The organism is Priestia sp. TRN 1309, assembly GCF_050846875.1.
GTDB lineage: Bacteria > Bacillota > Bacilli > Bacillales > Bacillaceae_H > Priestia > Priestia zanthoxyli.
In genome coordinates this window covers 233,588-258,787 of the sequence record NZ_JBOZGM010000003.1, presented here as the reverse complement: position 1 = coordinate 258,787, position 25,200 = coordinate 233,588, and the positions used below count along the sequence as shown (strand labels likewise).

The 25,200-nt window shown below is 40.0% G+C and carries 21 protein-coding genes; 16 read left to right on the top strand and 5 right to left on the bottom strand.

Features of this window, described 5'->3' with window-relative positions:
* Window positions 1–25 precede the first annotated feature (25 nt).
* Both ACRPLQ_RS13600 and ACRPLQ_RS13595 read left to right on the top strand, forming a co-directional pair.
* The gene (locus ACRPLQ_RS13600) at window positions 26–1,384 is read left to right on the top strand and encodes a gluconate:H+ symporter (RefSeq protein ID WP_013055857.1); all 1,359 of its coding nucleotides are present in this window, start codon (window positions 26–28) and stop codon (window positions 1,382–1,384) included.
* A 139-nt stretch (window positions 1,385–1,523) separates the two neighbouring features.
* Window positions 1,524–2,003, top strand: coding sequence for a competence protein ComK (locus ACRPLQ_RS13595; RefSeq protein ID WP_432236058.1), 480 nt, complete (start codon window positions 1,524–1,526; stop codon window positions 2,001–2,003).
* Window positions 2,004–2,109: 106 nt separating this feature from the next.
* Here ACRPLQ_RS13595 and ACRPLQ_RS13590 read toward each other — a convergent pair whose 3' ends face one another.
* Window positions 2,110–2,601 (bottom strand): sigma-70 family RNA polymerase sigma factor, encoded by a 492-nt coding sequence (locus ACRPLQ_RS13590; protein WP_045293088.1) that lies wholly within the window; start codon window positions 2,599–2,601, stop codon window positions 2,110–2,112.
* Window positions 2,602–3,065: 464 nt separating this feature from the next.
* Here ACRPLQ_RS13590 and ACRPLQ_RS13585 point away from each other — a divergent pair, with 464 nt between their 5' ends.
* The 5 genes from ACRPLQ_RS13585 to ACRPLQ_RS13565 all read left to right on the top strand — a co-directional run bounded on the left by ACRPLQ_RS13585 (window position 3,066) and on the right by ACRPLQ_RS13565 (window position 8,987).
* Window positions 3,066–3,812, top strand: coding sequence for an SGNH/GDSL hydrolase family protein (locus ACRPLQ_RS13585; RefSeq protein WP_432236057.1), 747 nt, complete (start codon window positions 3,066–3,068; stop codon window positions 3,810–3,812).
* A 712-nt stretch (window positions 3,813–4,524) separates the two neighbouring features.
* Window positions 4,525–6,939 carry a nitrite reductase large subunit NirB gene (nirB, locus tag ACRPLQ_RS13580; RefSeq protein WP_432236056.1) on the top strand — a complete coding sequence of 805 codons (2,415 nt, stop codon included), beginning with the start codon at window positions 4,525–4,527 and terminating at the stop codon, window positions 6,937–6,939.
* An 18-nt stretch (window positions 6,940–6,957) separates the two neighbouring features.
* Window positions 6,958–7,284 (top strand): nitrite reductase small subunit NirD, encoded by a 327-nt coding sequence (gene nirD, locus ACRPLQ_RS13575; RefSeq protein WP_328158632.1) that lies wholly within the window; start codon window positions 6,958–6,960, stop codon window positions 7,282–7,284.
* Between the two features lie 71 nt (window positions 7,285–7,355).
* Window positions 7,356–8,126 (top strand): uroporphyrinogen-III C-methyltransferase, encoded by a 771-nt coding sequence (gene cobA / locus ACRPLQ_RS13570; protein WP_328158630.1) that lies wholly within the window; start codon window positions 7,356–7,358, stop codon window positions 8,124–8,126.
* 24 nt (window positions 8,127–8,150) lie between these two features.
* Window positions 8,151–8,987 carry a formate/nitrite transporter family protein gene (locus tag ACRPLQ_RS13565; protein WP_328158628.1) on the top strand — a complete coding sequence of 279 codons (837 nt, stop codon included), beginning with the start codon at window positions 8,151–8,153 and terminating at the stop codon, window positions 8,985–8,987.
* Window positions 8,988–9,204: 217 nt separating this feature from the next.
* Here ACRPLQ_RS13565 and ACRPLQ_RS13560 read toward each other — a convergent pair whose 3' ends face one another.
* The gene (locus ACRPLQ_RS13560) at window positions 9,205–9,531 is read right to left on the bottom strand and encodes a cyclic-phosphate processing receiver domain-containing protein (RefSeq protein ID WP_155017106.1); all 327 of its coding nucleotides are present in this window, start codon (window positions 9,529–9,531) and stop codon (window positions 9,205–9,207) included.
* A 455-nt stretch (window positions 9,532–9,986) separates the two neighbouring features.
* Here ACRPLQ_RS13560 and ACRPLQ_RS13555 point away from each other — a divergent pair, with 455 nt between their 5' ends.
* The 8 genes from ACRPLQ_RS13555 (at window position 9,987) to ACRPLQ_RS13520 (ending at window position 18,466) form a co-directional block, all read left to right on the top strand.
* Entirely contained in the window at window positions 9,987–10,964 is a 978-nt protein-coding gene (locus ACRPLQ_RS13555; protein ID WP_014461164.1) for a carbohydrate kinase family protein, read from the top strand.
* 463 nt (window positions 10,965–11,427) lie between these two features.
* The gene (locus ACRPLQ_RS13550; protein WP_050691765.1) at window positions 11,428–12,291 is read left to right on the top strand and encodes a GRP family sugar transporter; all 864 of its coding nucleotides are present in this window, start codon (window positions 11,428–11,430) and stop codon (window positions 12,289–12,291) included.
* Between the two features lie 256 nt (window positions 12,292–12,547).
* Window positions 12,548–13,006 (top strand): VOC family protein, encoded by a 459-nt coding sequence (locus tag ACRPLQ_RS13545; protein WP_430077536.1) that lies wholly within the window; start codon window positions 12,548–12,550, stop codon window positions 13,004–13,006.
* A 100-nt stretch (window positions 13,007–13,106) separates the two neighbouring features.
* On the top strand, window positions 13,107–13,244 hold the full coding sequence (locus tag ACRPLQ_RS13540; RefSeq protein WP_325077775.1) for a hypothetical protein: 138 nt from the start codon (window positions 13,107–13,109) through the stop codon (window positions 13,242–13,244).
* A gap of 166 nt (window positions 13,245–13,410) precedes the next feature.
* Window positions 13,411–14,544: a DUF2087 domain-containing protein gene (locus ACRPLQ_RS13535; protein ID WP_367077406.1), complete on the top strand. Its 1,134-nt coding sequence runs from the start codon at window positions 13,411–13,413 to the stop codon at window positions 14,542–14,544.
* 62 nt (window positions 14,545–14,606) lie between these two features.
* Window positions 14,607–15,929, top strand: a complete 1,323-nt coding sequence (locus ACRPLQ_RS13530) for an MATE family efflux transporter (protein ID WP_340843755.1) — start codon at window positions 14,607–14,609, stop codon at window positions 15,927–15,929.
* A gap of 110 nt (window positions 15,930–16,039) precedes the next feature.
* Window positions 16,040–16,705: a cupin domain-containing protein gene (locus tag ACRPLQ_RS13525; RefSeq protein WP_432236055.1), complete on the top strand. Its 666-nt coding sequence runs from the start codon at window positions 16,040–16,042 to the stop codon at window positions 16,703–16,705.
* Between the two features lie 414 nt (window positions 16,706–17,119).
* Window positions 17,120–18,466, top strand: a complete 1,347-nt coding sequence (locus ACRPLQ_RS13520; RefSeq protein WP_432236054.1) for an FAD-binding oxidoreductase — start codon at window positions 17,120–17,122, stop codon at window positions 18,464–18,466.
* A gap of 193 nt (window positions 18,467–18,659) precedes the next feature.
* On the opposite strand, the gene ACRPLQ_RS13515 is transcribed toward ACRPLQ_RS13520, so the two are convergent.
* Window positions 18,660–19,490, bottom strand: a complete 831-nt coding sequence (locus tag ACRPLQ_RS13515) for an LCP family protein (RefSeq protein ID WP_432236053.1) — start codon at window positions 19,488–19,490, stop codon at window positions 18,660–18,662.
* Between the two features lie 76 nt (window positions 19,491–19,566).
* On the bottom strand, window positions 19,567–19,938 hold the full coding sequence (locus tag ACRPLQ_RS13510) for a PilZ domain-containing protein (protein WP_098627393.1): 372 nt from the start codon (window positions 19,936–19,938) through the stop codon (window positions 19,567–19,569).
* Window positions 19,939–20,547: 609 nt separating this feature from the next.
* Here ACRPLQ_RS13510 and corA point away from each other — a divergent pair.
* Window positions 20,548–21,519 (top strand): magnesium/cobalt transporter CorA, encoded by a 972-nt coding sequence (gene corA, locus ACRPLQ_RS13505; RefSeq protein WP_013055874.1) that lies wholly within the window; start codon window positions 20,548–20,550, stop codon window positions 21,517–21,519.
* Window positions 21,520–21,561: 42 nt separating this feature from the next.
* Here corA and ACRPLQ_RS13500 read toward each other — a convergent pair whose 3' ends face one another.
* Window positions 21,562–24,753, bottom strand: coding sequence for an Ig-like domain-containing protein (locus ACRPLQ_RS13500; protein WP_432236052.1), 3,192 nt, complete (start codon window positions 24,751–24,753; stop codon window positions 21,562–21,564).
* Between the last annotated feature and the right edge of the window lie 447 nt (window positions 24,754–25,200).

Genomic DNA, 25,200 nt, shown 5'->3' with positions numbered 1-25,200 from the left:
ATGGTCACACTAAGGGGATGAACATATGAATTCAGTATTCGGATTAAGTCATGAAGCAAGTCTTTTGCTGTATGCAATTGTATCGATTGTTGGACTTATCTTTTTAATTGCTAAGTTTAAAACAAATCCGTTCGTAGCGCTGATTGTTGCGGCTTTGTTTATGGGTCTTATTTCAGGAATGAAGCTGCCTGATATCGTCACAGCTTTCCAAGAAGGAGTAGCGAGCGTCTTAGGGTTTATCGCGATTGTTCTTGGTCTTGGAACGATGTTAGGTAAAATGATGGCAGAGTCAGGCGGAGCTGAGCGTATTGCCCGCACGTTAATTAAAGTATTCGGTGAAAAGAACGTACACTGGGCAATGATGGTTGTAGCCGTTATTTGCGGGATCCCGGTCTTTTTTCAAGTTGGCGTTGTGCTATTAATTCCACTTGTGTTTGTAATTGCCAAGCATACGGGTACGTCACTTATTAAAATTGGTTTATCGTTAATTGCCGGTTTAGCCGTTGTTCACAGTTTAGTACCTCCGCATCCGGCAGCGATGCTAGCGGTAGATATCTTTAAAGCAGATTTAGGTAAAACGATTTTGTATTCATTAGTTGTGGCATTCCCAGCTGCAGCAGTGGCAGGTCCTATTTACGGATCGTTCATTTCACGCCGTGTTCACGTAGAGCCAACGGGTGAAATTATGGAGCAGTTCACAGAGTCGAAGCATAAAGATCTTCCTGGTTTCGGCATTACGTTATTCACGATTTTACTTCCAGTACTATTAATGCTTTTAGCAACAATTACTGGGTTTGTTTATCCAGAAACAAGTACGATTCGCTATGTAACAAACTTTATCGGAAGTCCAATCGTTGCGCTTTTAATTTCATTGGTATTTGCTTTTTATTCGTTCGGTTTTGCAAGAGGGTACAACAAAGATGATTTATTAAAATTCACAAATGAATGTCTTGGACCCGTTGCTTCGATCATTTTAATCATCGGTGCAGGCGGCGGTTTTAACAAAATTTTAACAGCAAGCGGTGTAGGTGACGCGATTGCAGGATTTGCTCAAGATGCCCATCTTTCTCCTATCGTACTAGCGTTTGTGATTGCAGGGTTAATTCGTGCAGCAGTTGGTTCAGCAACAGTAGCAATGACAACAGCGGCAGGTATTGTCGCACCAATTGCAGCAACGATGCCAAACGTAAGCCCAGAGCTGCTAGTACTGGCAACAGGCGCAGGTTCTGTAATGCTATCGCACGTAAATGATTCTGGCTTCTGGTTAATCAAAGAATTCTTCAACATGTCAGTGGCTCAAACGTTAAAAACGTGGACAGTGATGGAAACGATTCTATCATTTGCGGCGTTTGCAATGGTTCTTATTTTAGACATTTTTATTTAAAAGAAAAGCGCTGGTTTCAGCGCTTTTTTCTTTGGATATGAAATATATTCAAAATATTTCAAATAATGAGAAAAAAAGACTAGATTTTTCCCGTTTCGATAGTATAGAATAGTTATAAAGTAGCAAAGGGGGTAGATGTATGACAAATGATGAAAAGTATCAAATTGGTTTGACGACAAAAGCATTAATTCCAGTGAATGATCCTGTGCACCGAACGAAGGTGCTAGATGAAGCAGGAGAATACATGTTAAGCAAGACGTGTAAGCAATTATTAGAAGAAGCGTGCATTCGAGAATTAAGTACGTTTAAAGGGTCTATTGCCGCCGTTCGAAAAATGTTTCCGTACAAACAGCTTACGCCGCTTGTTATTAATCGTTCACAAGCCATCATTGCGTTTCCGACATCTTCGCCAAATGACTATAGCTGTACCTGGATTTTTGCCTCTCATGTTCATACTTCACACACGCTTGCTACAGTTGATTCACCCTCGATGCTGATTCACTTCAAAGACGGAACGTTCATTCCAGTGAAACTCTCTTATTATAGTTTAGAAAAAAAGCTGGCCAGAGCAGCTGTTATTCGCAATTATTGTTTAGAAAGTCCGCTTTTTTTAGCGTAGTGCGTTCGATTTATCAAACGAACTTGTCCTACATATGAACAATCGGTTGCATGGGACTACACATATGTACTAAAGGAGGAAGCTTAAAATAAGCTTCCTCCTTTTCTTATTCCTGAAGAAGCGAGGCTTTTAGCTTTTTGCGAGCGGCTTTTCCCCAGTTTTTAACGGCTCCTGTGGAGACTCCGTATTTGTAGGCAATATCTTTATAGGAGTAGCCTTCTAGCAGATGTTCGAGTACATAGATTTTTTCTCTTCCCGTTAAGTGTTCGATATGCTGCTTAATAATTTCACTTTCTAGCGGAACGGGAAGAGCGTGATCTTCGTTTAGTGAAAGCAGGTTCTGCTCAGCCGGTGTTTCACGTTCTTCGTATAAAATGGTGCCTTTTAAATGAGAAAGGATCGTACCGCGCACGGTTGTGTAGGCATAAGCGGAAAAAGAGCCTTTGCTTTCGTCAAATTTTTGATACGCTCTCCATAAACCAATTAACGCAATTTGATAATATTCGTCGTAGTCTTTGTAAATATGAAATTTTTTAATCATCGACACAATTAATGGATGAAAAGATGAAGCGATTTGATCAAACGAGCTTTTTTGCATGTAGCATTCCTTTTTCAAAAACGCGTTTTTGCTGTATTCCGCCGGTATCTCTACTGTACAAGGGGAAGATCACATGTGCGAATGAACGTACATTATGTTTTCTTTTTAAGAAACGTGACGTAATTTCCCCGGAAACTTCACGTTTCGCTAGGAAATATGCGAAGTATACGTGTATTTGTAGAGATTTTACGTACGAAAGGTCCCCCATTCCAATTTCTACTAATCTATACTATTTATATATCGATGTAGCAACTCTACCATCACCGCTCTTCCGTGATGGTAGAGTTGCTAGACCTAAGCGGCAGTCACCCTCCCTTGCGGGTTTGCGCCTGCCGCATATGTGAACCTTTTTGGGCAAATTCAGTGAAGTATTTTTGTGGTTGTCCTTTTGTTTATTCTATTGAATGTAAGTAGGGTGGGCAGAATATAGTTGGTTTTTAAAAAGTGGGTAAAGGGGAGATTGAATGAAGGCGATGGTTGGGGTAAATGTGGCGGCGGCTGTTTTGTGCGGGGCGGTGATGTATGCGGGGACGCAGCACTGGCAGGAGCAAACGGAAGCGCAGGCAAGTGAAGTAAAAACTGCTGTTGTACATAAAGAAAAACAGTTTTCTGATGTATCTGCTTATACAAAAAATCTTCCAGACTTTATTACAAAACAAATCCAGTCATCTATCGCAAATAAAAAACCTCTGACTCTTGTGCTTGTCACATCCGCGAAGGAAGCAGGGTGGCCACAGCAGTTAAAAAAAGAGCTAGCAGCTACATATGGACGTGATGTATTTACGGTTAAAATACTTTCATATGGTAACGGGACAACGAATGAGCTTTTATCCTCACATATTGCCGATCAAATTGATCAACTTCAGCCAAACATTATTCTGTTTGAAGCACCTCTTAAAAATGATTATCAGCATCTCACGCTAGATGAGACGCTTGAAAATACAGACAAGCTAATTCATCAGCTCAAAGACTTGAAAAAAACCCTTATGATTCAGCCGTCACAGCCATATATTTCACAAACGGAGTCCTATGAAGAAGGGGTAGAAGCGATTAGGGGAGTATCTGAAGCAAACTGGGTATATTATATGAATCACTCGCTCATTTGGCCGTTTCATTTAGGAGAGTATATCAATAAAGACAGCGGCAATTTAACGAAAAAAGGAAATGAAGTGTGGGGAGAGTACGTTGTGAATTGGTTTACGGGAAAATAAAAAACAAGCCTTCTTTCTTTTGAAAGAAGGCTTGTTTTTTTCATAATTTTGCTAGATTGTGACTTTTCTTCGTTTTATAGTAGTAATTTTTGGTATCTCTACACTTATAAAGTTTAAAACCAAAAATCTCTAAAGGAGTCCAAACCTTTTTGATGTTTACGAGTGGCATTACGATTCCTCATCCTGTTCTTTATAGAGTTTATATTAATTCATTATAAAGAACTTAAGAGGGATAGTAAATACTATAAAGAACAGTTTATCTAAAAAATTCTTTATAAAGAATTTTTTGGAATGAATATTTAGAAGTGTTTGATCTGCAGTAGCCGCAATAGTCGATTTATATGCTGATAAAAGGTAGATCACAAGATACTAACTCAAGTCTTTAGAACAAGACAATGAAACTATTGATTATTTTTTGTAGAAGTGATTTTTATCATAGCTCAGGTTATTTGTTCTTGCTAAATTAATGTTGTGAAAAACATCACAAAATAAAATGCAAAGGATGATCTCAATTAAAACGTAATTAGAGCACTTATTTTTTTTGCTTGCTGTTAAAGCAATGGAATCGCATACATACCATAACAGTGTTAGATAACCTAACACATAAGTTGAACGATTCAGAAAATTCATATATCTTAAATATATCTTTAAAGATGCATAGAAAATATATCTTTTAAACAAGCAGGTATAGACGCCAGGGGAGGAATGGAAGATGCAAAAAAAGAAACTCGTATTGATTGGAAATGGAATGGCTGGAGTTCGAGCGATTGAAGAAGTATTGAAGGTTTCAAACGAAGCTTTTGAAATTACGATTTTCGGAAGCGAGCCGCATCCGAACTATAATCGTATTTTACTATCAAAAGTGCTGCAAGGAGATACGAATGTTGAAGACATTACGTTAAACGATTGGAACTGGTATCAAGAAAACAATATTACATTATATACAAATGAAACGGTTACGAGTATCGATTCGATCAAAAAAGAAGTAGCGACAAACAGCGGCAGAGTAGAATCATATGATGAATTAATTTTAGCAACGGGCTCTCTTCCTTTTATTCTTCCGATTCCAGGGTCTGATAAAAAAGGAGTTACGGCTTTTCGAGATATAAAAGACACGGATGAAATGCTGCAGGCATCTCAGCAGTATAAAAAAGCAGCGGTTATTGGAGGCGGACTGCTTGGATTAGAAGCGGCGCGCGGGCTGTTAAATCTAGGGATGGATGTATCTGTGATTCATTTAGCTCCGTATTTAATGGAACGTCAGCTCGATCCAACAGCCGGCAAATTGCTTCAAAACGAATTAGAAAAACAAGGCATGAAGTTTTTGCTTGAAAAACAAACGGCGGAAATCGTCGGCGATGAGCGAGTTGAAGGATTATCTTTTAAAGACGGGACGTTTTTAGAAGCTGATTTAGTCGTGATGGCCGTTGGAATTAAGCCAAATGTTCAGCTTGCAAAAGAAGCGGGACTTACCGTAAACCGAGGAATTGTTGTGAATGACTATATGCAAACGGATATTCCAAACATCTACGCGGTTGGAGAATGTGCAGAGCATAGAGGAATGGTATACGGACTGGTAGCACCTTTGTATGAACAAGGAAAAGCATTAGCAAAAGCGATTTGCGGGGCAGAAAAAGTGACTTATGAAGGATCGGTTTTATCCACGCAGCTAAAAGTATCAGGTGTTGAAGTATTTTCGGCGGGCGACTTTACGGAAGATGAAGAGAAAAAAGCGATCAAAGTGTTTGATGAACAAGACGGCATTTATAAAAAACTTGTTTTGCGAGGCAATCAAATTGTAGGAGCCGTTCTTTTTGGAGACAGCAGCGACGGAAATCGACTGTTTTCAATGATTCAAAAGCAAGAAGACGTATCAGATGTCGCAAAAGTGTCGATTTTACAGCCGTCTGGCGGTAACGCGGGTGAAAGCTTAGTAGCAAGCATGAGCGCCGATGATATTATTTGCGGCTGTAACGGCGTAACAAAAGGTACGATTGTGGAAGCTATCCAAAAACAAGGATGCTCATCGGTTGATGAAATCAAAGCTTGTACAAGTGCGTCTCGCTCTTGCGGAGGATGTAAACCGCTTGTAGCGGAAGTGCTTCAGCATACTCTTGGCGCTGACTTTGACGCTACGGCTCAAAAAGAAGCGATTTGCGGCTGTACGACTCTATCACGAGATGAAGTTGTCGAAGAAATCAAAGCAAAAGGTCTTTCGCATACGCGTGAAGTTATGAATGTACTTGAATGGAATAATGAAGAAGGCTGTTCGAAATGCCGTCCGGCGCTGAATTATTATTTAGGTATGGTAAATCCAACCGGATACGTTGATGAACGCGAATCACGATTTGTGAATGAACGCATGCACGCAAATATTCAAAAAGACGGCACGTATTCTGTTGTTCCTCGCATGTACGGAGGCGTCACAAACGCAGAAGATTTACGAAAAATTGCAGATGTTGTTGATAAATATGAAATTCCGCTCGTAAAAGTGACGGGTGGTCAGCGTCTTGATTTGTTTGGTGTTAAAAAAGAAGATTTGCCTAGCGTATGGGAAGAGTTAGATATGCCTTCCGGCTACGCGTACGGTAAGTCGCTGCGGACGGTGAAAACATGCGTCGGCGAACAGTTTTGCCGCTTTGGCACGCAGGATTCAATGGGCGTTGGAATTGCGCTTGAGAAAAAATTTGAAGGACTATGGACGCCTCATAAAGTGAAAATGGCTGTATCTGCTTGTCCAAGAAGCTGTGCTGAGTCAGGTATTAAAGATATCGGCTTTATTGGAATTGACGGCGGCTGGGAAATTTACGTGGGCGGAAATGGAGGTACGCATCTTCGCGGCGGAGATTTGTTATATAAAGTAAAAACAGATGAAGAATTGATGGACATCACAGGAGCGTATTTACAGTACTACCGAGAAACGGCTAATTACTTAGAGCGTACGTCTGCATGGATTGAGCGCATGGGACTTTCGCACATTCAATCAGTGCTTGATGACGCGGAGACGAGAAGAGAGCTGAATATGCGTATGGACGAAGCGTTATCTACGTACCGTGATCCTTGGAAAGAAATCGTCGAAAGCAAAAAAACGAAAAAAGAGCTGTTCGAAACAGTTGTCACATCATAAAGCTGGGGGGAAATAAAGATGGTGAATAAAAACATTACAAAAGTATGCGTAGGGTCGATTCATGATTTTCCGGTAAGCCTTGGTAAAACAGTGAAAGTAAACGGAAAAGAAATTGCGGTGTTTAAGCTATCAAGCGGAAAAATACGGGCAATTGAAAACCGCTGTCCGCATAAAGGCGGGGTGCTAAGTGAAGGAATCGTGAGCGGCGACTCGGTGTTCTGTCCAATGCACGACTGGAAAATTTGCCTGCATGACGGTAACGTACAAGAGCCTGACAGCGGATGTGTAGACACGTACGAAGCGTTTGTTGAAGGAGAGTTGCTGTATCTTTTAATTGAAGAATAAGTAACGTGGCGCGTTGACTTTCAACGCGCCACAAAAATTCAAGGGGACACACTAAAAGGAGCGAAGCAAAAATGAGAACAGGAAAAGTGTACATTGTAGGAGCCGGACCAGGAGATCCAGATTTGCTAACGATAAAAGCAGCCAAATGTTTAGAAAAAGCAGACGTTATTTTATATGACCGGTTAGTGAACCCTGTTCTTCTTCAGTATGCAAAAGAAGGAGCAGAACTCGTCTACTGCGGGAAAAAGCCTGGTGATCACTGCGTTTCTCAAGATGATATTCATGATTTGCTTGTATTCTACGCAAGAAAAGGAAACATCGTCGTCCGGTTAAAAGGCGGAGATCCGTTTATTTTCGGAAGAGGCGGTGAAGAAGCAGAAGTGCTTGTTCAAAACGGAATTTCGTTTGAAGTCGTTCCAGGTATTACAGCAGGCATCGCGGCACCGGCCTATGCTGGAATTCCTGTGACGCATCGGGAGCTCAGCCGTTCGTTTGCCGTTGTGACGGGACACTGCTTGAGCGGCAAGCCGGAAAGTATTCGCTGGGAGCATTTAGCAAAAGGAGTTGATACGCTGGCGATTTATATGGGCGTTAAAAACTTGCCGTATATTTGCCGCCAGCTTTTAGAAGCGGGGAAAAGCGCGGATACGCCGGTCGCTCTTATTGAACAAGGCACGTCGCTTTATCAGCGCACGGTTACAGGCACGCTTGGTACAATCGTAGATACGGCTGCTGAGCAGCAAGTCAGCAATCCCGCGATGATTGTGATTGGTGAAGTGGTGAAGCAAGCTTCTGTTCTTTCGTGGTTTTTGGAAAAAACAGAAGAAAAAGTATGCGTCTAGTATGAATAAAAGGAGGAAACGCTTTTGTTTAAGAATTCACTGCAGTCAATGAATGAGTTAGCCCGCGAAAAAACGAAGCTTGTGAATGATCATTTACCGAGTTATTTGCTGTTAGCGATGCTAGCGGGTGCTTACGTGGGACTTGGCGTTATATTAGCTCTATCGGTAGGAGCGCCTTTAGCTTCTGCTTCTTTACCGGTCGTTTCTCTTGTGATGGGGTTATCTTTTGCTGTTGCTCTCCTGCTTGTTGTATTTGCAGGAGCTGAATTGTTTACGGGGAATCATATGGTTTATACGGTCAGTACGCTATCAGGAGTCACCACATGGAAAGATATGTTCAAAAATTGGACGTGGTGTTTTATCGGAAATGCGATAGGAGCGTTTGGGCTTTGTTTGTTAATTACGGGAACCGGTTTGTTTAAAGGAATTGAACCGAACCATTTACTCATGACGCTGGCAGCTAAAAAAATGAATTTGCCGGTTAGTGAATTGTTTTTTCGCAGCATCCTTTGTAACTGGCTTGTTTGTCTGGCGATTTGGACGGCTTCGCGCACTAAAAGCGATGCGGCAAAAATCATGCTTATTTTTTGGATGCTGTTTGCATTTGTTGCTTCAGGATACGAGCACAGCGTGGCAAATATGACGTTTCTTGGCCTGGCTTTACTGCTTCCGCATCCAGATACGATTTCGGCTGCTGGACTATTTCATAATTTAATTCCTGTTACGCTCGGAAATATCGTAGGGGGAGGAGTGTTTGTAGGAAGCCTCTACTGGTTTGTGAACGCTAGGCAGCTAAAAGAAGCTAAAAAGCAGCCGGCTTCTCTCTCAGCTGACTTGGATTCTGCTAAATTGTCTAAATAGCAAAAAAACCGCTCTTTGTACCATATAGTCTGCTTTTAAAGCTATCATCACGGTATTTTAGAGCGGTTTTCTTCTATATAATATAAACTGCTTAAAGCGTATTCACATCTATACGTATCGAACAAGCAGTATTGTTCTTCATTTTATAGAAACAGGAAGTCTGTGAGAATTGAATCCGGACAGATTCTGTTGAAATGAATGTGTGAGGTTGCAGATATCATCGAAGAGGCAGAGGGCATCTTAGAATTTTAATGTTGTTTGGCATTTTATGCTCTTTTTGAGCTTTTTTAAAGCAGTTGTACATTGCTTTGCTGCCTAAATGATTAGCGGAGTGAATCGTAATTCGATCGGCATATAAATGATGCTTTACCATAAAATGCACGAGCGTTAATCCATTCCGTGTCTTGCTGAGTAAATCGTGATCGAGTGACAAATGTTCAACCTCGAATGATCTTAGCAGATCAATACATTCGTCAATCGTTTCGGCTAAAACATGACCGTCAGGGCACTTGCGATAGTCGTCTAGAAAAACATTGATTTTCATGACTGATTCTCCCTTCCTTGCCTTGTATTTAGTGTAACATACATAATGTCATATACCTACCTAAGTCTATTCGACACGTTTTAAGCTATTCCTTCTTAAATAGGGGTAAAAACACGAATTTTTATCATTATTTGCATATTCACGGCGAATAAACAGGAAATAAGGAAAGAGATGTCGAACGAAAAGTGAATAGATAAACAGTTTAAACTGGAAATTAACTTTTTTTATTCTGTGATCTTTGTTTAACAAGGTCATTTAAATCCCAGATTTGACAAGGGATGGAAAAGGTTTAATGAATAAAAGATTGTGAGAAAAAAACGATAATTTGCGATTTTTTTAAAATAAATTGGAAATTTCTCTTTACGAAAAAGATGTTTGGGACGTATAATTTGATTTAAGGATTTTTTGGAACATAGTATGACAATATGACAAAAAAGAAAAGTAAGGTGAATAGAATGGGTAAGTTATTTAGTATCGGTGAAGTATTAATTGATATGATTCCAGCTCAAAAGGGTCTTCAATTGAAAGAAGTGGAATCGTTTACGCGTGTGCCAGGCGGAGCGCCGGCAAACGTTGCAGCAGTTGTTGCTACATACGGTAATGAGTCAGCGCTTATTACAAAAGTTGGAGAAGATGCGTTTGGAGACTTTCTAGTAGATACGCTTCGTGAAGTAGGAGTAGGTACTGATATGGTCTATCGTACAGAAGAAGCAAACACAGCTTTAGCTTTCGTTTCCCTGCGTGAAGACGGAGAAAGAGATTTCAGCTTCTATCGTAATCCTTCAGCAGATTTATTGTTAACGGAAGACGAAATTAACCCTGATTGGTTTGCAAGCAACGATCTTCTTCATTTCTGTTCGGTTGATTTAGTTGAAAGTCCTATGAAATACGCTCATATGAAAGCGATTAAAAGCATGAAAGAAAAAGGCGGAGTTATCAGCTTTGATCCAAATGTACGTCTTCCACTGTGGAAAGACCATGAGCTATGCCGTCAAACGATTTTAGAATTTATTCCTCAAGCGCACATTGTCAAAATTTCAGACGACGAGCTAGCGTTTATCACAGGCATTGAAGATGAACAGCAAGCGATTCAGTCTCTATTTACAGGTGACGTTCAAGTAGTTGTGTTCACAAAAGGTGCAGAAGGCGCAACGCTTTATACAAAAGAAGCTGTCTATGAATCAAACGGTTACAAAGTAGCGGTTGTTGATACAACAGGTGCAGGAGATGCGTTTATTGGCGGATTCCTTTATCAGCTATTAAGCCGCGACGTGTCACAAGAAAACTTAACGGCTATTCTTGATTCTGACCACGATGCTATTTTACGTTTTGCAAATGCAAGCGGTGCCTTAACGACAACTGGAAAAGGTGCGATCAGTTCCATTCCAGCCAAAGAAGTAGTCGAGCAATTTTGTAAGCCTGTAGCTAACTAAAATGAAAAGGCTTTATCTCTTCTTATTTTCAATCAGCAGAGGCGTCCGTTTCTGCTGATTGCAGATCACATAAGAGGAAAAAGCGAGCTGCGGAGCAAGAAGAAAAAAATTTTTTCTGTTTTTAAAAAATAATCAAAAAAATTTCTAGCTAAATAATAAATGTTCGTGTTAGTATAATACGAGCAGCAAGAAATAGCAGTTTTACCACCATTTATGAAAACGTTATATATTTTTATCGATATAGAAAATTTGATAGGACTAAAGAGCAGTCCTATTAAATTTTCTATACCTAAGCGGATGTTGCCCCCCTTGCGGGGTAGGCACCATCCGCTTAGGTAGACCTTTTGGGGGGATATTCGAGGGAGTATGAGTGCTTGGCTCTTTGCCCTTGATGAGAGAAAAGCAGCAGGTCGTTACATACGATGTACATAGATTAGAAATAGGAAAGTAGGTTAAGAGAAAGATGGATATTTTGCTAGGTGTTCTTCCTTCCGTTGCGTGGGGAAGCATGATTTTAGTTAGTATGAAGATGGGCGGTGGACCTTACAGTCAAACGCTTGGAACAATTATTGGAGCTTTGATTCTTTCATTTGTTCAGTTTATGATTGTTCAGCCGGTGTTAACGCCAACGCTCGTTATTGTCGGAATTGTTTCAGGTTTGTTTTGGTCAGTAGGTCAAAGTAATCAGTTTAAAAGTGTTCCATACCTTGGGGTTTCAAAGTCAATGCCAATTTCAACGGGTATGCAATTAGTATCAACAGCTCTTTTTGGTGTTATTGTATTTAAAGAATGGTCAACGCTTCAAACGATTGTACTTGGATCTATTGCAATTCTTTTAATACTAGCAGGCGTTGTGCTTTCTTCATTAGACGGTAAAAAAGAAGGAGCACAAGGGACTCCAGGACAAACGAAAAAAGGAGTTATCACTCTTATCATTTCAAGTCTTGGATTCTTAGTTTACGTAGTTATCGCACGTATTTTCAACGTAGACGCATGGGCAGCACTATTCCCGCAAGCAATTGGTATGTTAATTGGCGGTTTAATCATTACATACAAACATAAGCCATTTAACAAATATACGATTCGTAATATCTTACCAGGTCTAATCTGGGCATCTGGAAACATGTTCTTATTCTTATCTCAATCAAGACTAGGCGTAGCAACAAGCTTTTCATTATCGCAAATGGGTATCGTTATTTCTATCTTTGGCGGTATTGTCTTCTTGGGAGAAAAGAAAACGAAGCGTCAATTATTCTATGTATCTCTTGCGAGTGTGCTGATTATTTCAGGCGGTATCTGCATAGGCCTCGCAAAAGCCCACGTTTAATATATCGATGTAGAAAAACCCCCATGGCTAAAGTGCAGCCATGGGGGTTTTTCTAGAACTAAGGTTTTGAGGCACCCCTTGCGGGGTAGCCTCAAAACCTTAGTTAAAGTCAAATCCATAGTGCTCTTGGAGATTTCCAAGCTGTACGTTTGTGTGAGTGTTTCTCGTTCTTAAGTATGATTGTTTTTCATTCTTTGTTAGGAAGCTGTTTGGTGTGAAATGGCTTATAGTAGTAGGAAAGGATGGGGGAGAGGCTATGATTAAGAGTATTTATGAGACGCATGTACAGGTTCGGAGTTTGGAGGATTCGATTGAGTTTTATAGACATCTTGGGCTGACGTTTGTTCATAAAATTGAAGAGCGGCGCTGTGCTTTTTTCTTTGTTGGGGAACAAAAGCAAATGCTTGGTCTTTGGGAAACAGACGAAAAAGAGTTGAAAAGAAGTCACTTTGCTTTTGGAATTGAAGCCGCAGATATTCATGAAGCGTTAACGTGGCTGCGTTCAAAAGGTATTGAACCTGAAGAAACGTCGTTTGGAAAGCCGCAGACAGAGCCAATTGTTCACACGTGGATGCCGGCGGCTTGCGTGTATTTTGATGACCCTGACGGTAACAGCTTGGAATTAATTACGCTTTTGGATGATGAGCCCGTTGTATCTAAGGATTTTCCGTATTTAAGTGAATGGAATAAAGAGACCGGGACGAAATTATTTTAGCACAAGTGAAAAACGAACCACTGATCAACGTGTTTGATTAGCGGTTCGTTTTTTTAGTTATGGTAAACGTAGGTTTCATATGTGTAGGTCTTTCTAGCAGTTGATTGGAGGGCAAGGCGAAGACTCCTGCGGGAAAAGCGGAATAGGTGAGACCCCGCAGGAGCGCAAGCGACGAGGAGGCTCACCGGCCGCCTGCGGAAAGCGAAGTCTTGCATGGAAATTAACTGCGGTGTCATAAGCGATTTATACGAGCTCGTGTATCCCGTTTGTTCATCTTTAGGTTGGATTCATTTCGTTATGTCTCAACCTTTTTTATGTATCACAAACGTAAGATTGACATAATAATAAACATATAATATATTTGTTTATAAATTAATAAACAAAAAAGAAAGGTGTCTATTTAAATGGTAAACGACTTGTTTTGGGAATCATCTTTTGAAGATATGAAGAAAGGGTACGGGGAAAGCGAAGATCACTACCACTGCTTACTGTGCGGTGAAAGCATTGAAAAAGGCATTATTTATCCGGTGGAAGGAGTTTTTTATGAAGCAAAACGCTATATGAAGCTTCATGTGGAACAGCAGCACGGGTCTGTGTTTCATCATTTAATAGGGCTAGATAAAGAAGTAACGGGTCTTTCTGATCATCAAAAAAATTTAGTGAAGTTTTTTAAAGAAGGAAAAAGTGATAGTGATATTCAAAAAGAAATGGGAATCGGCAGTTCATCCACCATTCGGAATCACCGCTTTACGTTAAAGAAAAAAGAGCGTCAGGCAAAAGTGTTTTTAACGCTGATGGAACTGTTAAATGAAGGGGAAGAAGAGAAGGCGGTACCCGTAACAAATACGGCTCCTAGAAGAAGTCAGCGCTACAGCGTCAGTGATGAAGAACGTGAAAAAATTTTAGGGAAGAATTTTCCTCAAGGTTTAAACGGACCGCTTCGTACTTTTCATTTGCAAGAAAAACACCGTCTTGTTGTTCTTGAAGAATTAAGCGGGCATTTTGAGTTTGGCGCAACGTATACCGAAAAAGAAGTAAATGATAGGTTAGCACCTTTTTATGACGATTATGCGGTGCTGCGACGCTATTTAATTGAGTACGGTTTCTTAGAGCGCAGCGCAGACGGAAGCAGCTACTGGAGAAAAGGAGAGACAGGGATGAGTATGGACTCAAAAGACTATAAAAAACAGATGAAGCAGCTAGCGAAAGAAGTAAAAACAGAAGGCGGCGTGTATCAAATTAAAAACCTTCAAAACGATAAGATTTACATTGGCTCTACGCCTAACGTCAAAACGTTAAACGGCGTAAAGTTCACGTTAAAGACGAACACTCATCAAAATAAAGAGCTTCAAGATGAGTGGAATACGTATGGTGCGGATGCTTTTTCAATTGAGATGCTGGAAACGATTAAAAGAGAAGAAGAAAAAGCACTTTCAAAAAAGGATTTGCTAAAACTAGAAGCGAAATGGTTAGAGAAGCTGCAGCCTTACGGCGAAAAAGGCTATCATTCGCCGAAAGCTGATACAAAGGAGAAATAGGTGTGAAGAATCAAGATGTGAAAAGTGAAGTAGTGGAATCAGAAAAATCCGTCAGTAAGCTGATGCTTGTGTTTTTGATTCCGCTCATGTTAAGTAATGCCATGCAGTCCGTTGGTCAGCTGGCGGGAAGTATTATTGTCGGAAGAGCGCTTGGCGTTGATGCGTTAGCCGCTATTTCCGCGTTTTTTCCTCTGTTTTTTCTGCTCGTGTCGTTTTCGATTGGAATTGGGTCAGGAAGTTCCATTTTAATCGGGCAAGCGTACGGGGCACAAAATGAAAAACGAGTGAAAGAAATTATCGGTACCACGCTCACGTTTACCTTTTTAGTCGGAATTGTGCTTGCTGTTTTGGGAAGCATATTTGCCCCGGAGATTCTTCGGATTATGGGAACGCCGGCTAATATTATTGACGTAACGGTTCACTATGCGCGCATTTTGTTTGTGGCGATTCCTGTTTTGTTTTTATACTTTGTTTATACGACGTTTATGCGCGGAACCGGAGACTCTAAAACGCCTTTTTACTTTTTAGTTGTGAGTACGGTCTTAAACCTCATTTTTCTTCCGATTTTAATTTTTGGATGGATTGGAGTGCCGAAGCTTGGCGTGTACGGCGCTGCGTACGCAACGGTGTTTTCAACCGTATTAACGTTCATTATTATGATTGTTTATTTACGCAAGAAAAATCATCCGCTAAAGTTTGATTCCTCTATTTCATTAAAAATGGACGGAACGCTGTTAAAGCTGCTTATGCGTTTAGGGATTCCCGCGAGTATCAATATGATTTTAGTTTCTCTTTCTGAAATTGCGGTTATTACGTTCGTAAACGGATTTGGCTCAGACGCTACAGCAGCGTACGGAGCGGTGAACCAAGTAGCAAGCTATGTACAAATGCCGGCAATCAGCTTAGGAATTGCGGTTTCTATTTTTGCCGCGCAGTCGATTGGTGCCAATAAATTTGAGCGTTTAAAAGAAGTGATTCGCTCTGGAATTATGCTGAATTACGTCATTGGCAGCGTATTGATTTTACTTATTTATCTCTTTTCTAATCAAATTTTAGCACTGTTTTTAACAAGTCAGCATACGCTCCATATTGCCGAAGAGCTGTTAGTGATAACGCTTTGGAGCTATTTGATTTTCGGTCATGCGCAAATTATTACTGCTACGATGCGAGCAAGCGGTACAGTGCTTTGGCCTACGGTATTTAGCATTATGGCGATTTGGTGTGTGGAAGTACCCGTAGCCTACGTGTTATCGCAGTTCACGTCTCTTGAAATCAAAGGGATTTGGATTGGATATCCAGCGGCGTTTGTTGTCAGCTTAATCCTGCAGTACAGCTATTATCAATTTGTATGGAAGAAAAAGAAAATTGAACGTCTTGTCGGATAAAAAACGAGCGGAAACGCTCGTTTTTTATTTTTTCTAATTAAAACACCCTTAGCAAAGAGTTTTAATAGGATAGTGCATATAACTTTTTAATGAAAAGAGGGTATGACACTATGAGTAAATCTGGATTTGTGCCGGATAATTCAAATATCAAAAAAAGCTCAGGAACGCCTAATCTGTCAGTGAACTATAAGCAAAATGTCCTGTTCAAACGAAACGACCAAAATATAGCGTATCAACTAACCTCAACTCAGCTGCCGGCAATGCTCGGAGGTGCTTTTGTTGATTTATATATGACGAAAGGGCATATGAGAGAACCGCACTGGCATCCAAATGCGTGGGAATTAGATGTCGTCGTTTCAGGTGAAGTGCAGGTGTCTATCTTGGACCCTGATACAAGCAGCATGCACAATTATCGAATAAAAGAAGGCGAAGTTGTTTTTATACCGATGGGCTGGTGGCATTGGATCGAACCGCTATCGGAAGAAGCGCATCTGCATCTCTTTTTTAACAATGATCAATTTGAGTCTACAGAAGGATCCGACGTGCTGCGTTTAACGCCTCCGATCGTGTTTCAAAAAGCATACGGAGTAAGTGCAAGCGAAGTAGCAGAAGCCGTCGCTCCGATTACCGATACGGTTGTGATTGGACCGCCTGACAATAAGAAATTTTATGAGATGAATCAAGTAAGTGAGTATAGAAGAAATGGAAGTGAGGAGCAGATCATCGTCAAAATTAATGAGAAGATACTGCCTTCTGAAGAAGAGCAAGACGTGTAAGGGTTTTTTTAATGAGTTTAACGGAAATTCTGCCTTACCTCTATACCTTTTTTCCCTCCGAGCCAAATCAAATGGCTCAAGAAATCAAGTAAACAAACCTATGATTTATCATAGGTAAGAAACATCACGATTATGGTATCTTCGAGTAATCTCCTATATGACTAGGTTTGACTATGCATATAATAAGCAAACCTAGTTTACTTAACCAGAATTACCAGTAGTTAATTTGGTTAAAATTCTATAAAACTAGCGTTTTGAGGAACTTTTTCAACATCAAAAATTCTCTGTGAAAGGTATACGCTTAGGTATATTTACATGTTTTTAAGTTAGTAGATAATTTGTCCAAGAGCTTGTCAACACCCTACATATACTAGTATTGGTAATTAAATATCTAGTAGGAGTGGAGTATAGTATATGGGATCAACACACCTAACAGGGCGAGTAATCTTTAAGGGTGACCCTGGTTATAAAGAGGCAGTTAAGAACTGGAACCCTTATGTTGATGTCTTTCCTCTTGTCTTTGTTTTTGCACAAAATTCGTATGATGTTAGTAATGCTATTAAATGGGCTCGTGAGAATAATGTACCACTGCGCGTCAGAAGTGGTCGTCACGCTCTCGATAAGAACCTTTCAGTAGTGAATGGTGGACTTGTTATTGATGTGAGCGACATGAATAAAGTTCACTTAGATAAAAAAAATGCAATTGCTGTTGTTCAAACAGGAGTGCACGTAGGCCCGCTTGTAAAAGGTTTGGCTCGTGAAGGTTTTATGGCGCCGTTTGGGGATAGCCCAACTGTTGGAATCGGAGGAATTACGATGGGAGGAGGATTTGGCGTACTCTCACGGTCGATTGGCCTTATAAGCGATAACCTTGTCGGTTTGAAAATGGTAGATGCACATGGCAAAATTATTGAAGCGAATAAATCTTGCAATGAAGATTTATTTTGGGCATCTAGAGGTGGTGGAGGCGGTAACTTTGGATATAATACTCAATACGCGTTTCAAGTTCGCCGTGCACCTAAAACCGCAACAGTTTTTAACATTATTTGGCCATGGGAACAGCTAGAAGCAGTATTTAAAACGTGGCAGAATTGGGCACCGTTTGTAGACTCACGACTAGGATGCATCCTCGAGATTTTCAGCAAAGTCAACGGCTTGTGTCATGCAGAAGGTATCTTTTTGGGTTCAAAAAAGGAGCTAATTCAATTATTAGAGCCTTTAACAAATACAGGTACTCCATCACAAATCGTGATAGAAACATTACCTTATCCAGACGCTATAGATTTCTTAGACCCTGACGAACCAATCCCTGGTAGATCTAATCAAAGTGTTAAATTTTCCTCATCATGGGGACTTGATTTATGGCCGGAAGAGCCTATTTCAATCATGAAGAAATTCTTGGAAGAAGCTCCCGGTACAGAGTCCAACTTCTTTTTTATAAATTGGGGCGGTGCGATAAGTAAAGTACCAAGCCACAAAACAGCCTTTTTCTGGCGCAGCCCCTTGTTTTATACTGAATGGACTGCTAGTTGGGAAAAGAAATCCGAAGAAGCTGCTAGCCTTGCATCAGTTGAAAAAGTACGTCAGATGATGAAGCCTTATGTAACAGGTTCATATGTTAATGTTCCTGACCAAAATATTGAAAATTTCGGAAAAGCTTATTATGGATCAAACTTTTCAAGGCTTCGAGAGGTAAAGGCGAAATATGATCCGGAAAATTTATTTCGTTTTCCGCAAAGCATACCGCCATCATCATGCTGAAACTTTTAGTCATTAAATAAGATCTCTTAGGCTTGGAACTGACCTTTGATTGGTAAGCGGCATCTATCAATCGAAGGTCAGTTTTTATATAGAAAAATCACATTCTCTATAAGCTAGCAAAAATCAAAAAGGATTTAATTATGCATCTACATATAACTCATACGCAATAACCGCAGGAATCAATCTCCTGCGGTTATAAAAACAGCTCGCTGCGTTCTAAGTGCTTATACAGCCGGGTTGTGACTTGTTTTTGATTCCATTCGTTTTGCGGAAACTGCTGCTTGTCTACGTGTGCAACGGCCGGCTTGTAGGTTTTTTGAATCCGTTTGATATCATTAAAGGTTGCATTGGTTTCAATGTGATCAGCGAGCGTAAATACAAGAGAATGCAGCTTTGTAACATTGGGAATCGTAGCAGCTTGACTGAAAATAGCTTTCGCTACGGACAGCTGTCTTTCATGCGCAGTAAAGACGTCTTGTTCATTACGCTCTTTTAAAAAAACAAGTGCTTCTTTTCCGTTAAGGCGAATCGATCCTTTTGGAAAAACAATGTTGCTATGTTCAAAAGCATGTTTGTTCGTGACGATAACGCCGCCTAATTTATCTACAGCATCGACGACTGCCTGCTGATCCATTTTGACATAATAATCAACAGGAAGCTTTGCATATGTTTCGACTTTCTTTACCACAGCATTCATATTTCCTTGGTGATAAATAGTTCGCAGTGTTTCATTACCGAGCTGAGTTGACCCTGGCAAGTGGGTCATTTTTATTGATTCATGCTGTTTATTAACAGTCATATACACAAATGACGTATTTTGATGGTTTTCTTGAATTAAAAGCAGGGAAAACGGTTGTCCTTTTTTTAAATTGACGTGTGTTTTGTTACCATGCTCAAGCGGTACATACGTTTGATCAACGGCAGCTTTCACCGTATGATAGCCTGCAAACGTGATGCTGACAAAACTGACGAGTAAAAACAGTACGAGACCGCCAATCCACTCTTTTTTTGCTTTGCTGCTCATCGTCTCACCTTTTTCTATCGAATTCGTTCGTAGTATTGCCATCTTAAAAGGGGAGTAAAACAAATGAGCGCTATTTTTATTGGATATCTTGCTTTTTCTTGGCGTAGGTTTTGAGTTCTGTAATTAAAATTGCTTGTTCTTCCACATTGTTAAACGCTTCAATGCCATAAAGGTATTCGGTGTGCCGTTTTTCTTTCCACACGCAAAGTCCGGTAATATGGATGGGTTTTTCATTTAAATAAAAGCTGATTTTTAGCTGAATTTGATGGTTAAAAATAGGTAAATCAAGCGGCGTAATTATTTTGATTCCTTTTGGTGAAAGGTCGATGACAGACAAAGGACCTGGCTTAGAATCGATTTCTTTGTTGTCGTATTTAGCAATGGAAAACGTTCCAACAATGGGAGTCTCAAATAAAAAGCGAAACGGTTCTTCACGTTTAAAATGCATGTATCATCAGTCCTTTTCGTAATCTAAGTTTGTTAAGTAAGTATTCGATGAAAGTCTAAAAATTCCTACACGTTTTTCCCCATCCCCCATATAATGTTTATCGATGTAGAATATCTACCATGGCCACAGACCGGCCATGGTAGATATTCTAGACCTAATCGTAGGTCACCCCCCTTGCGGGGTTGGTGGCCTACGATTAGGTGAACCTTTGTGGGAGGATTCGAGAGGTCTGAGGTAGTGGTTACTGTTTGTAAGTACTGTTGCATTATTAAATAGCGGGTATATTAGTAAGGCATTCTTAAGAATTATAATAACTGCTTTTATAGTATCGGAAGTTTTGTTTGAAACTTTAAATAGAGAGGAAAAGGTTTTGAAAAAAGCGCTACGCTAGAGTTGGATTGTATGTTAAAATTAAGCTTTGTGAAGTAGCTGTATTACAAGTCAGCGTTCCTTCAACTAATTAGGAGGTGAGATGAATGGGCACTGATGACCCCATTTCGATGAAGGTTACTGCAAAACAAGATAGGGGCAACAAAGGTGTATGTGTTCCTCTCATTTCAACGAAGGAAAATACTCCTTAATGCCTCAATGATGTGAGGTGAAAAATCAATGATTAAAACATACTTATATGATGATGAAACAAAAGAAATGGTAACGAATCTTGATTTAGGAGACGTGCATGAGAAATTGCGCAATCCTGATAATTTGCTGTGGATTGATCTGTATGATGTCCACGGACAAGAGCTTGCTCAAATTGCTAAATTATTCGATTTTCACCCATTGGCGATTGAAGACTGCTTACACGACAGTCCTCGCGCTAAAATGGATGATTACGAAGACTATAAATTTTTCGTTTTTCACGCGCTTCGCTATAACGAAGAAAGTGATGACGAGATTACGACGCTTGAGTTAAATGCCTTTGTCGGATCAAATTACGTAGTGACGATTCATAAACATAAAATGGGCTGGCTTCGCAAAATGGATGCCGTGTGCTCACGCTATCCAAAGTTTATGAACCGCGGCGCCGACTTTTTACTATATGCTTTGATTGATGGCATCACGGACGAATACTTTCCGATTTTAGACCGAATTGACATGCGTATTGATGAATTAGAAGATGAAATCTACAACAAAGAAGTCCGAGGAGTGACGGAAGAGTTCTTAGCCTTAAAAAGAACCATTATCTTAATCCGTCGCGTTATTCTGCCTCAGCGCCGAATTTTCTTAACGGTTAATGGAAAGTGGAAATTCGACATACGAGAAGAAAATGTTCCTTTCTACATTGACTTGCTTGACCACTTAGAGCGTATTGTAGACTCTGCTGAAACGTTTAGAGACCTCGTAAACAGTGCACTTGATACGTATTATTCTATTACCAATGCAACTTCATCTGAAAAGCTGAACGTCTTAACGTTAATTTCAACGATTATGCTTCCGCTAACGTTCGTAACCGGATTTTTTGGAATGAACGTACCGATTCCATATCAAAATTCCCACTGGGCTACTGCTGTTATTATTGTTATGTTAATTGTGTTAACGTGGGGAATGTGGAAATACTTTAAAAACAAACAGCTGTTATAACAAAAAGGCACTTGGCTATAAGCCAAGTGCCTTTTTCTTTCTTTATTTTGTCACCGTTTTTGTTGTTGCTTTACTCGTATTGTTCGCTTTGTCTTTTGCCGTTACGCTTAAAACTGTTTTTTCTTTTTGTTTTTTAATTTTTACTGAGTATTGTCCTTTGCTGTTAGCAGCAGCAGAGCCAATGCTTTTTTTGTTTACGGTTACTGTTACGGTAGCATTTGCTTCTGCTTTACCCGTTACAGCCGTGCTTTTTGTTGTGACAGCATTTACGCTTGGTGCAGCAGGAGGAGTTTTATCGCTCACTTTTACAGTCGTAGCTTTACTTGTGTTGTTAGCTGCGTCTGCTGCTGTTACGCTGATTGCTGTACCCGCTTTTTGTTTTTTAATCGTTATGCTGTACTGACCTTTTGCGTTAGCTTTTGCTTTGCCGATTTCTTTGTTGTTCACTTTGGCTACAACAGATGCATTTGCTTCTGCTGTTCCTTTAATAGCTGTATCCGCGTCGCTGACTGGATTCACTTTAGGTGCATTTGGAGCAATAACGTCACGCACCGTTACTTTTACTTCTTCACTTTCTTGTTTTTGGCTGTTTGTAGCCGTGATATACAAGACTGTGTTTTCTTTTTGTTTTGGAATCTTCACTTTGAACGCGCCTTTTGCATCAGCTTTTGCCGAAGCAATCACTTTTTTAGCGCTGTTTTTAACATTTACCGTAAAATTCGCTTTAGATGTTCCTGTTACGTATTCATCTTTATTCGTCACGGCTTTTACCGCTGGTTTGGCAGGTGCTTTTTGAACAACTGCACGAATGCTTGTGCTTGCTTTTCCGTTTGTGACAACCACTTGTAAAACGGTATCAGCTTTTTGAGCTGGAATGTTCACAGAGAACGTATTTTTTGCATCAGCTTTGGCAGTGCCAAGTGTTTTTGAGCCGTTCATTACTTTAACAGTTGAACCGCTTTGAGCTTTACCTGTAACAACTTTTTGCGTGCTGACAAATGTATTTACCTGCGCTTGCAGCTGCTGTGCACTTACCGCGCTGTACGCATTTAAACGTCCCCATCCTGATACGTAATCGTAGCCTGGAGCAGGGGGAGCTGCTGGACTTTCTTCATCATCGTATACAGGAGCATCTTTCTCGTCAAACTTAATATCTTTAGCTGTATCCGTTAGGCGTTTTTCAACGTCTTTTGGCTTTAAGCCTGGGTTTTGTGATAGCAGTAATCCCGCAACGGCTGCCACGTGAGGTGTTGCCATCGATGTTCCGCTTAAGTAAGTAACGTTTCCGTCTGGAACAAGACTTGGAATATCAGAGCCTGGAGCTGTAATATCTAATCCTTTTCCATAGTTTGAGTAGTCAGATACGATATCTAAACGGTTTGACGCGCCTACTGAAATCGCATAGGCAGATGAAGCTGGGTAAGAGAGCTCTTCCATACCGTCGTTTCCGCTTGCTGCTACAACCGTTACGTTATGGTCGTATGCATATTTTAATGAATATTCAAGCACGCGGCTGTAAGATCCGCCAAGGCTTAAGTTAATAACTTTTGCACCGTGATCAACCGCGTATTTAATACCGTACGCAATTTGTTCTGTATCTCCGCTACCAGATGCGTCTAGAATTTTAACCGGTAAAATTTTCGCATGAGAATTAATGCCGGCCATTGAATAGTTATTGTTTGCAGAGGCTGCGATAATACCTGCTACGTGAGTTCCGTGTCCGTTGTCATCAGTTGCATTTGACGAACGATCCACGTAGTTATAGCCTGTTCTTGTATCCACCACGCCTTTTAAATCAGCAAGTGATGAATCTACGCCCGTATCGGCAACAGCAATAACCGTATCTTTTAATTTTTGCCCGTTTAGTAGTTTTTCAAGCGATTCGTATTGAATATCGGCGTGCTGCGTACCGTCATTTTTACCCGTGTTGTTTAATGACCACTGATACGGATATTGTGAATCCATTGAAAGAGCGTGGTACTCTTGAACCGGCTCGATAAATTCAGTTTCAGGAAGTGCCTGAATTTGTTTTGCCGTCATTTTACCTTGAGCAGACGACGTACTGAAGCTTTTTCCATTGCTGTCATCTAATTGGATAACAAACATATTATCAAAAGAAGCAGCTGATTGTTTTAATGGATTAATAGATTCAATGCTTGCTGATTTTGACTGTGCTTTTGTTTTAAATGATTTAGCATTTGCACCATCTTTTAATTTAACAATATAGCGAGTTTCCGCTTTTGTTGAAACGCTGTTTGCGCTGACTAACTTAGCTCTTACTAATACAGACGATACGTTTAAGTCCGTTACGTCTTTTAATTTTGTCTGTGCTGCTACTTTTTCTAAGTCTTTCTTTAAAGCAGCCGGAACGGATTTATAAGCGATGCTGTATAAATCATTGATTGCTTTTTGATCAGCACTTGTAATCATATATGTGCTTGATGCGCCGTTTTTCGCTACATCTGTAAATAGACCCTTTAGCTGAACTAAATCTTTGTATACTTGTTCGCGCATCGATTTATCAATAATCATTTTAGAACTGATAAACGGAGCGGCTTTGTAGTAAAGAGAAGAAAGGTCTTTTCCGCTTGCTGTTTTTGAAAGCACAGCGTCACGAATCGTACGCAAATCTTTTAAAATACCTTTTCCGTTTTCTTTTTGGCTTGTACTTAATTCAGCCGGGCATTCTTCTGCCTCCATTTGAGAAGGGGGAAGTGAAGCGCCTTCATAGCTGATTGTATATGGAACTTCTGTTTTTAATTCCGGTTGAGGTTCAGAAGGTGTTTTTCCATCTTCTTCTGTATCGTCTTCGATGATGATATCTTCATCTCCATAATAATCAACTTTCACATAATAAGGGCCAGTCCAGGCGATTGGAAAATCAAGCTGAGCAGGCTCGTCTTTGTAAGAGTATCCCATATAACGGTCAAATGCCACGTTGTTTTTGGCATTTTCAAGACTGGAGTAAACCGTGATATTTACTTCATCATCACTTTGAAGCTTAATTCGGTAGTGTGAAAACTTTGCTACCTCTTGCTTAGAAGGATTAATTTTGTACCAATTTGTTTGTTCTGGTTCTGTAAATGTTCCTTTTGCTGCTTTACCAATGCTTAATGTTTTTTCATTAGCAGGAGGATTGCCTGCTGCTTGTGTTTTCAGTAAGCCTAATTGGCTAAAACACAAGGTGAACATTAAAGCAAAAGCAATAAAACGATAAATTGACCCTTTTTTCATGTTAAACCTCCAAAAAAATATAGTAAAAAACAGGAATTACATACCTATTAAACCATAAAGTTTAAAAAATTGTAAATAATTACTGTTGCTTATTTTAGTATTTTGTCAAGTTATTAATCTGGCATAAAAAATGGTGAGATAAGTCCTAGTTGCAAAAAGTAGAAAAAATTGGAATAATAAAGATTGAGCCTATTTATAAGAGGCGAAAGTACGCTGAAAAGGGAAGAAGGGAATGAGAATTATTTTTAAAAGCAGAATCTGTTGGAGAAAATCTGATCGGTTTCTTTTTACCTGTGTTTATAAAGAGGAAATCGGGCTATATAAATAAAGATTGGAAAAATTTTCAGTCTAATTAAGTTCATTTGTAGCATATAATACGAGCTGGATTTCTTTTATAATAAACAAAAGCAAAGAAAGAGCAAATGGTGAAAAGGAGTGAAAGAAGTT

What these genes read in the sequence shown, in the direction of transcription:
- ACRPLQ_RS13550 (WP_050691765.1), top strand. Translation starts at nt 11,428, where the DNA reads ATGGATATTTTGCTAGGTGTTCTTCCTTCCGTTGCGTGGGGAAGCATG.
- ACRPLQ_RS13500 (WP_432236052.1), bottom strand. Translation starts at nt 24,753, where the DNA reads ATGAAAAAAGGGTCAATTTATCGTTTTATTGCTTTTGCTTTAATGTTC.
- ACRPLQ_RS13525 (WP_432236055.1), top strand. Translation starts at nt 16,040, where the DNA reads ATGAGTAAATCTGGATTTGTGCCGGATAATTCAAATATCAAAAAAAGC.
- ACRPLQ_RS13595 (WP_432236058.1), top strand. Translation starts at nt 1,524, where the DNA reads ATGACAAATGATGAAAAGTATCAAATTGGTTTGACGACAAAAGCATTA.
- nirD (WP_328158632.1), top strand. Translation starts at nt 6,958, where the DNA reads ATGGTGAATAAAAACATTACAAAAGTATGCGTAGGGTCGATTCATGAT.
- ACRPLQ_RS13600 (WP_013055857.1), top strand. Translation starts at nt 26, where the DNA reads ATGAATTCAGTATTCGGATTAAGTCATGAAGCAAGTCTTTTGCTGTAT.
- ACRPLQ_RS13520 (WP_432236054.1), top strand. Translation starts at nt 17,120, where the DNA reads ATGGGATCAACACACCTAACAGGGCGAGTAATCTTTAAGGGTGACCCT.
- ACRPLQ_RS13515 (WP_432236053.1), bottom strand. Translation starts at nt 19,490, where the DNA reads ATGAGCAGCAAAGCAAAAAAAGAGTGGATTGGCGGTCTCGTACTGTTT.
- ACRPLQ_RS13545 (WP_430077536.1), top strand. Translation starts at nt 12,548, where the DNA reads ATGATTAAGAGTATTTATGAGACGCATGTACAGGTTCGGAGTTTGGAG.
- ACRPLQ_RS13555 (WP_014461164.1), top strand. Translation starts at nt 9,987, where the DNA reads ATGGGTAAGTTATTTAGTATCGGTGAAGTATTAATTGATATGATTCCA.
- ACRPLQ_RS13510 (WP_098627393.1), bottom strand. Translation starts at nt 19,938, where the DNA reads ATGCATTTTAAACGTGAAGAACCGTTTCGCTTTTTATTTGAGACTCCC.
- nirB (WP_432236056.1), top strand. Translation starts at nt 4,525, where the DNA reads ATGCAAAAAAAGAAACTCGTATTGATTGGAAATGGAATGGCTGGAGTT.
- ACRPLQ_RS13590 (WP_045293088.1), bottom strand. Translation starts at nt 2,601, where the DNA reads ATGCAAAAAAGCTCGTTTGATCAAATCGCTTCATCTTTTCATCCATTA.
- ACRPLQ_RS13560 (WP_155017106.1), bottom strand. Translation starts at nt 9,531, where the DNA reads ATGAAAATCAATGTTTTTCTAGACGACTATCGCAAGTGCCCTGACGGT.
- ACRPLQ_RS13585 (WP_432236057.1), top strand. Translation starts at nt 3,066, where the DNA reads ATGAAGGCGATGGTTGGGGTAAATGTGGCGGCGGCTGTTTTGTGCGGG.
- ACRPLQ_RS13535 (WP_367077406.1), top strand. Translation starts at nt 13,411, where the DNA reads ATGGTAAACGACTTGTTTTGGGAATCATCTTTTGAAGATATGAAGAAA.
- ACRPLQ_RS13530 (WP_340843755.1), top strand. Translation starts at nt 14,607, where the DNA reads ATGCTTGTGTTTTTGATTCCGCTCATGTTAAGTAATGCCATGCAGTCC.
- corA (WP_013055874.1), top strand. Translation starts at nt 20,548, where the DNA reads ATGATTAAAACATACTTATATGATGATGAAACAAAAGAAATGGTAACG.
- cobA (WP_328158630.1), top strand. Translation starts at nt 7,356, where the DNA reads ATGAGAACAGGAAAAGTGTACATTGTAGGAGCCGGACCAGGAGATCCA.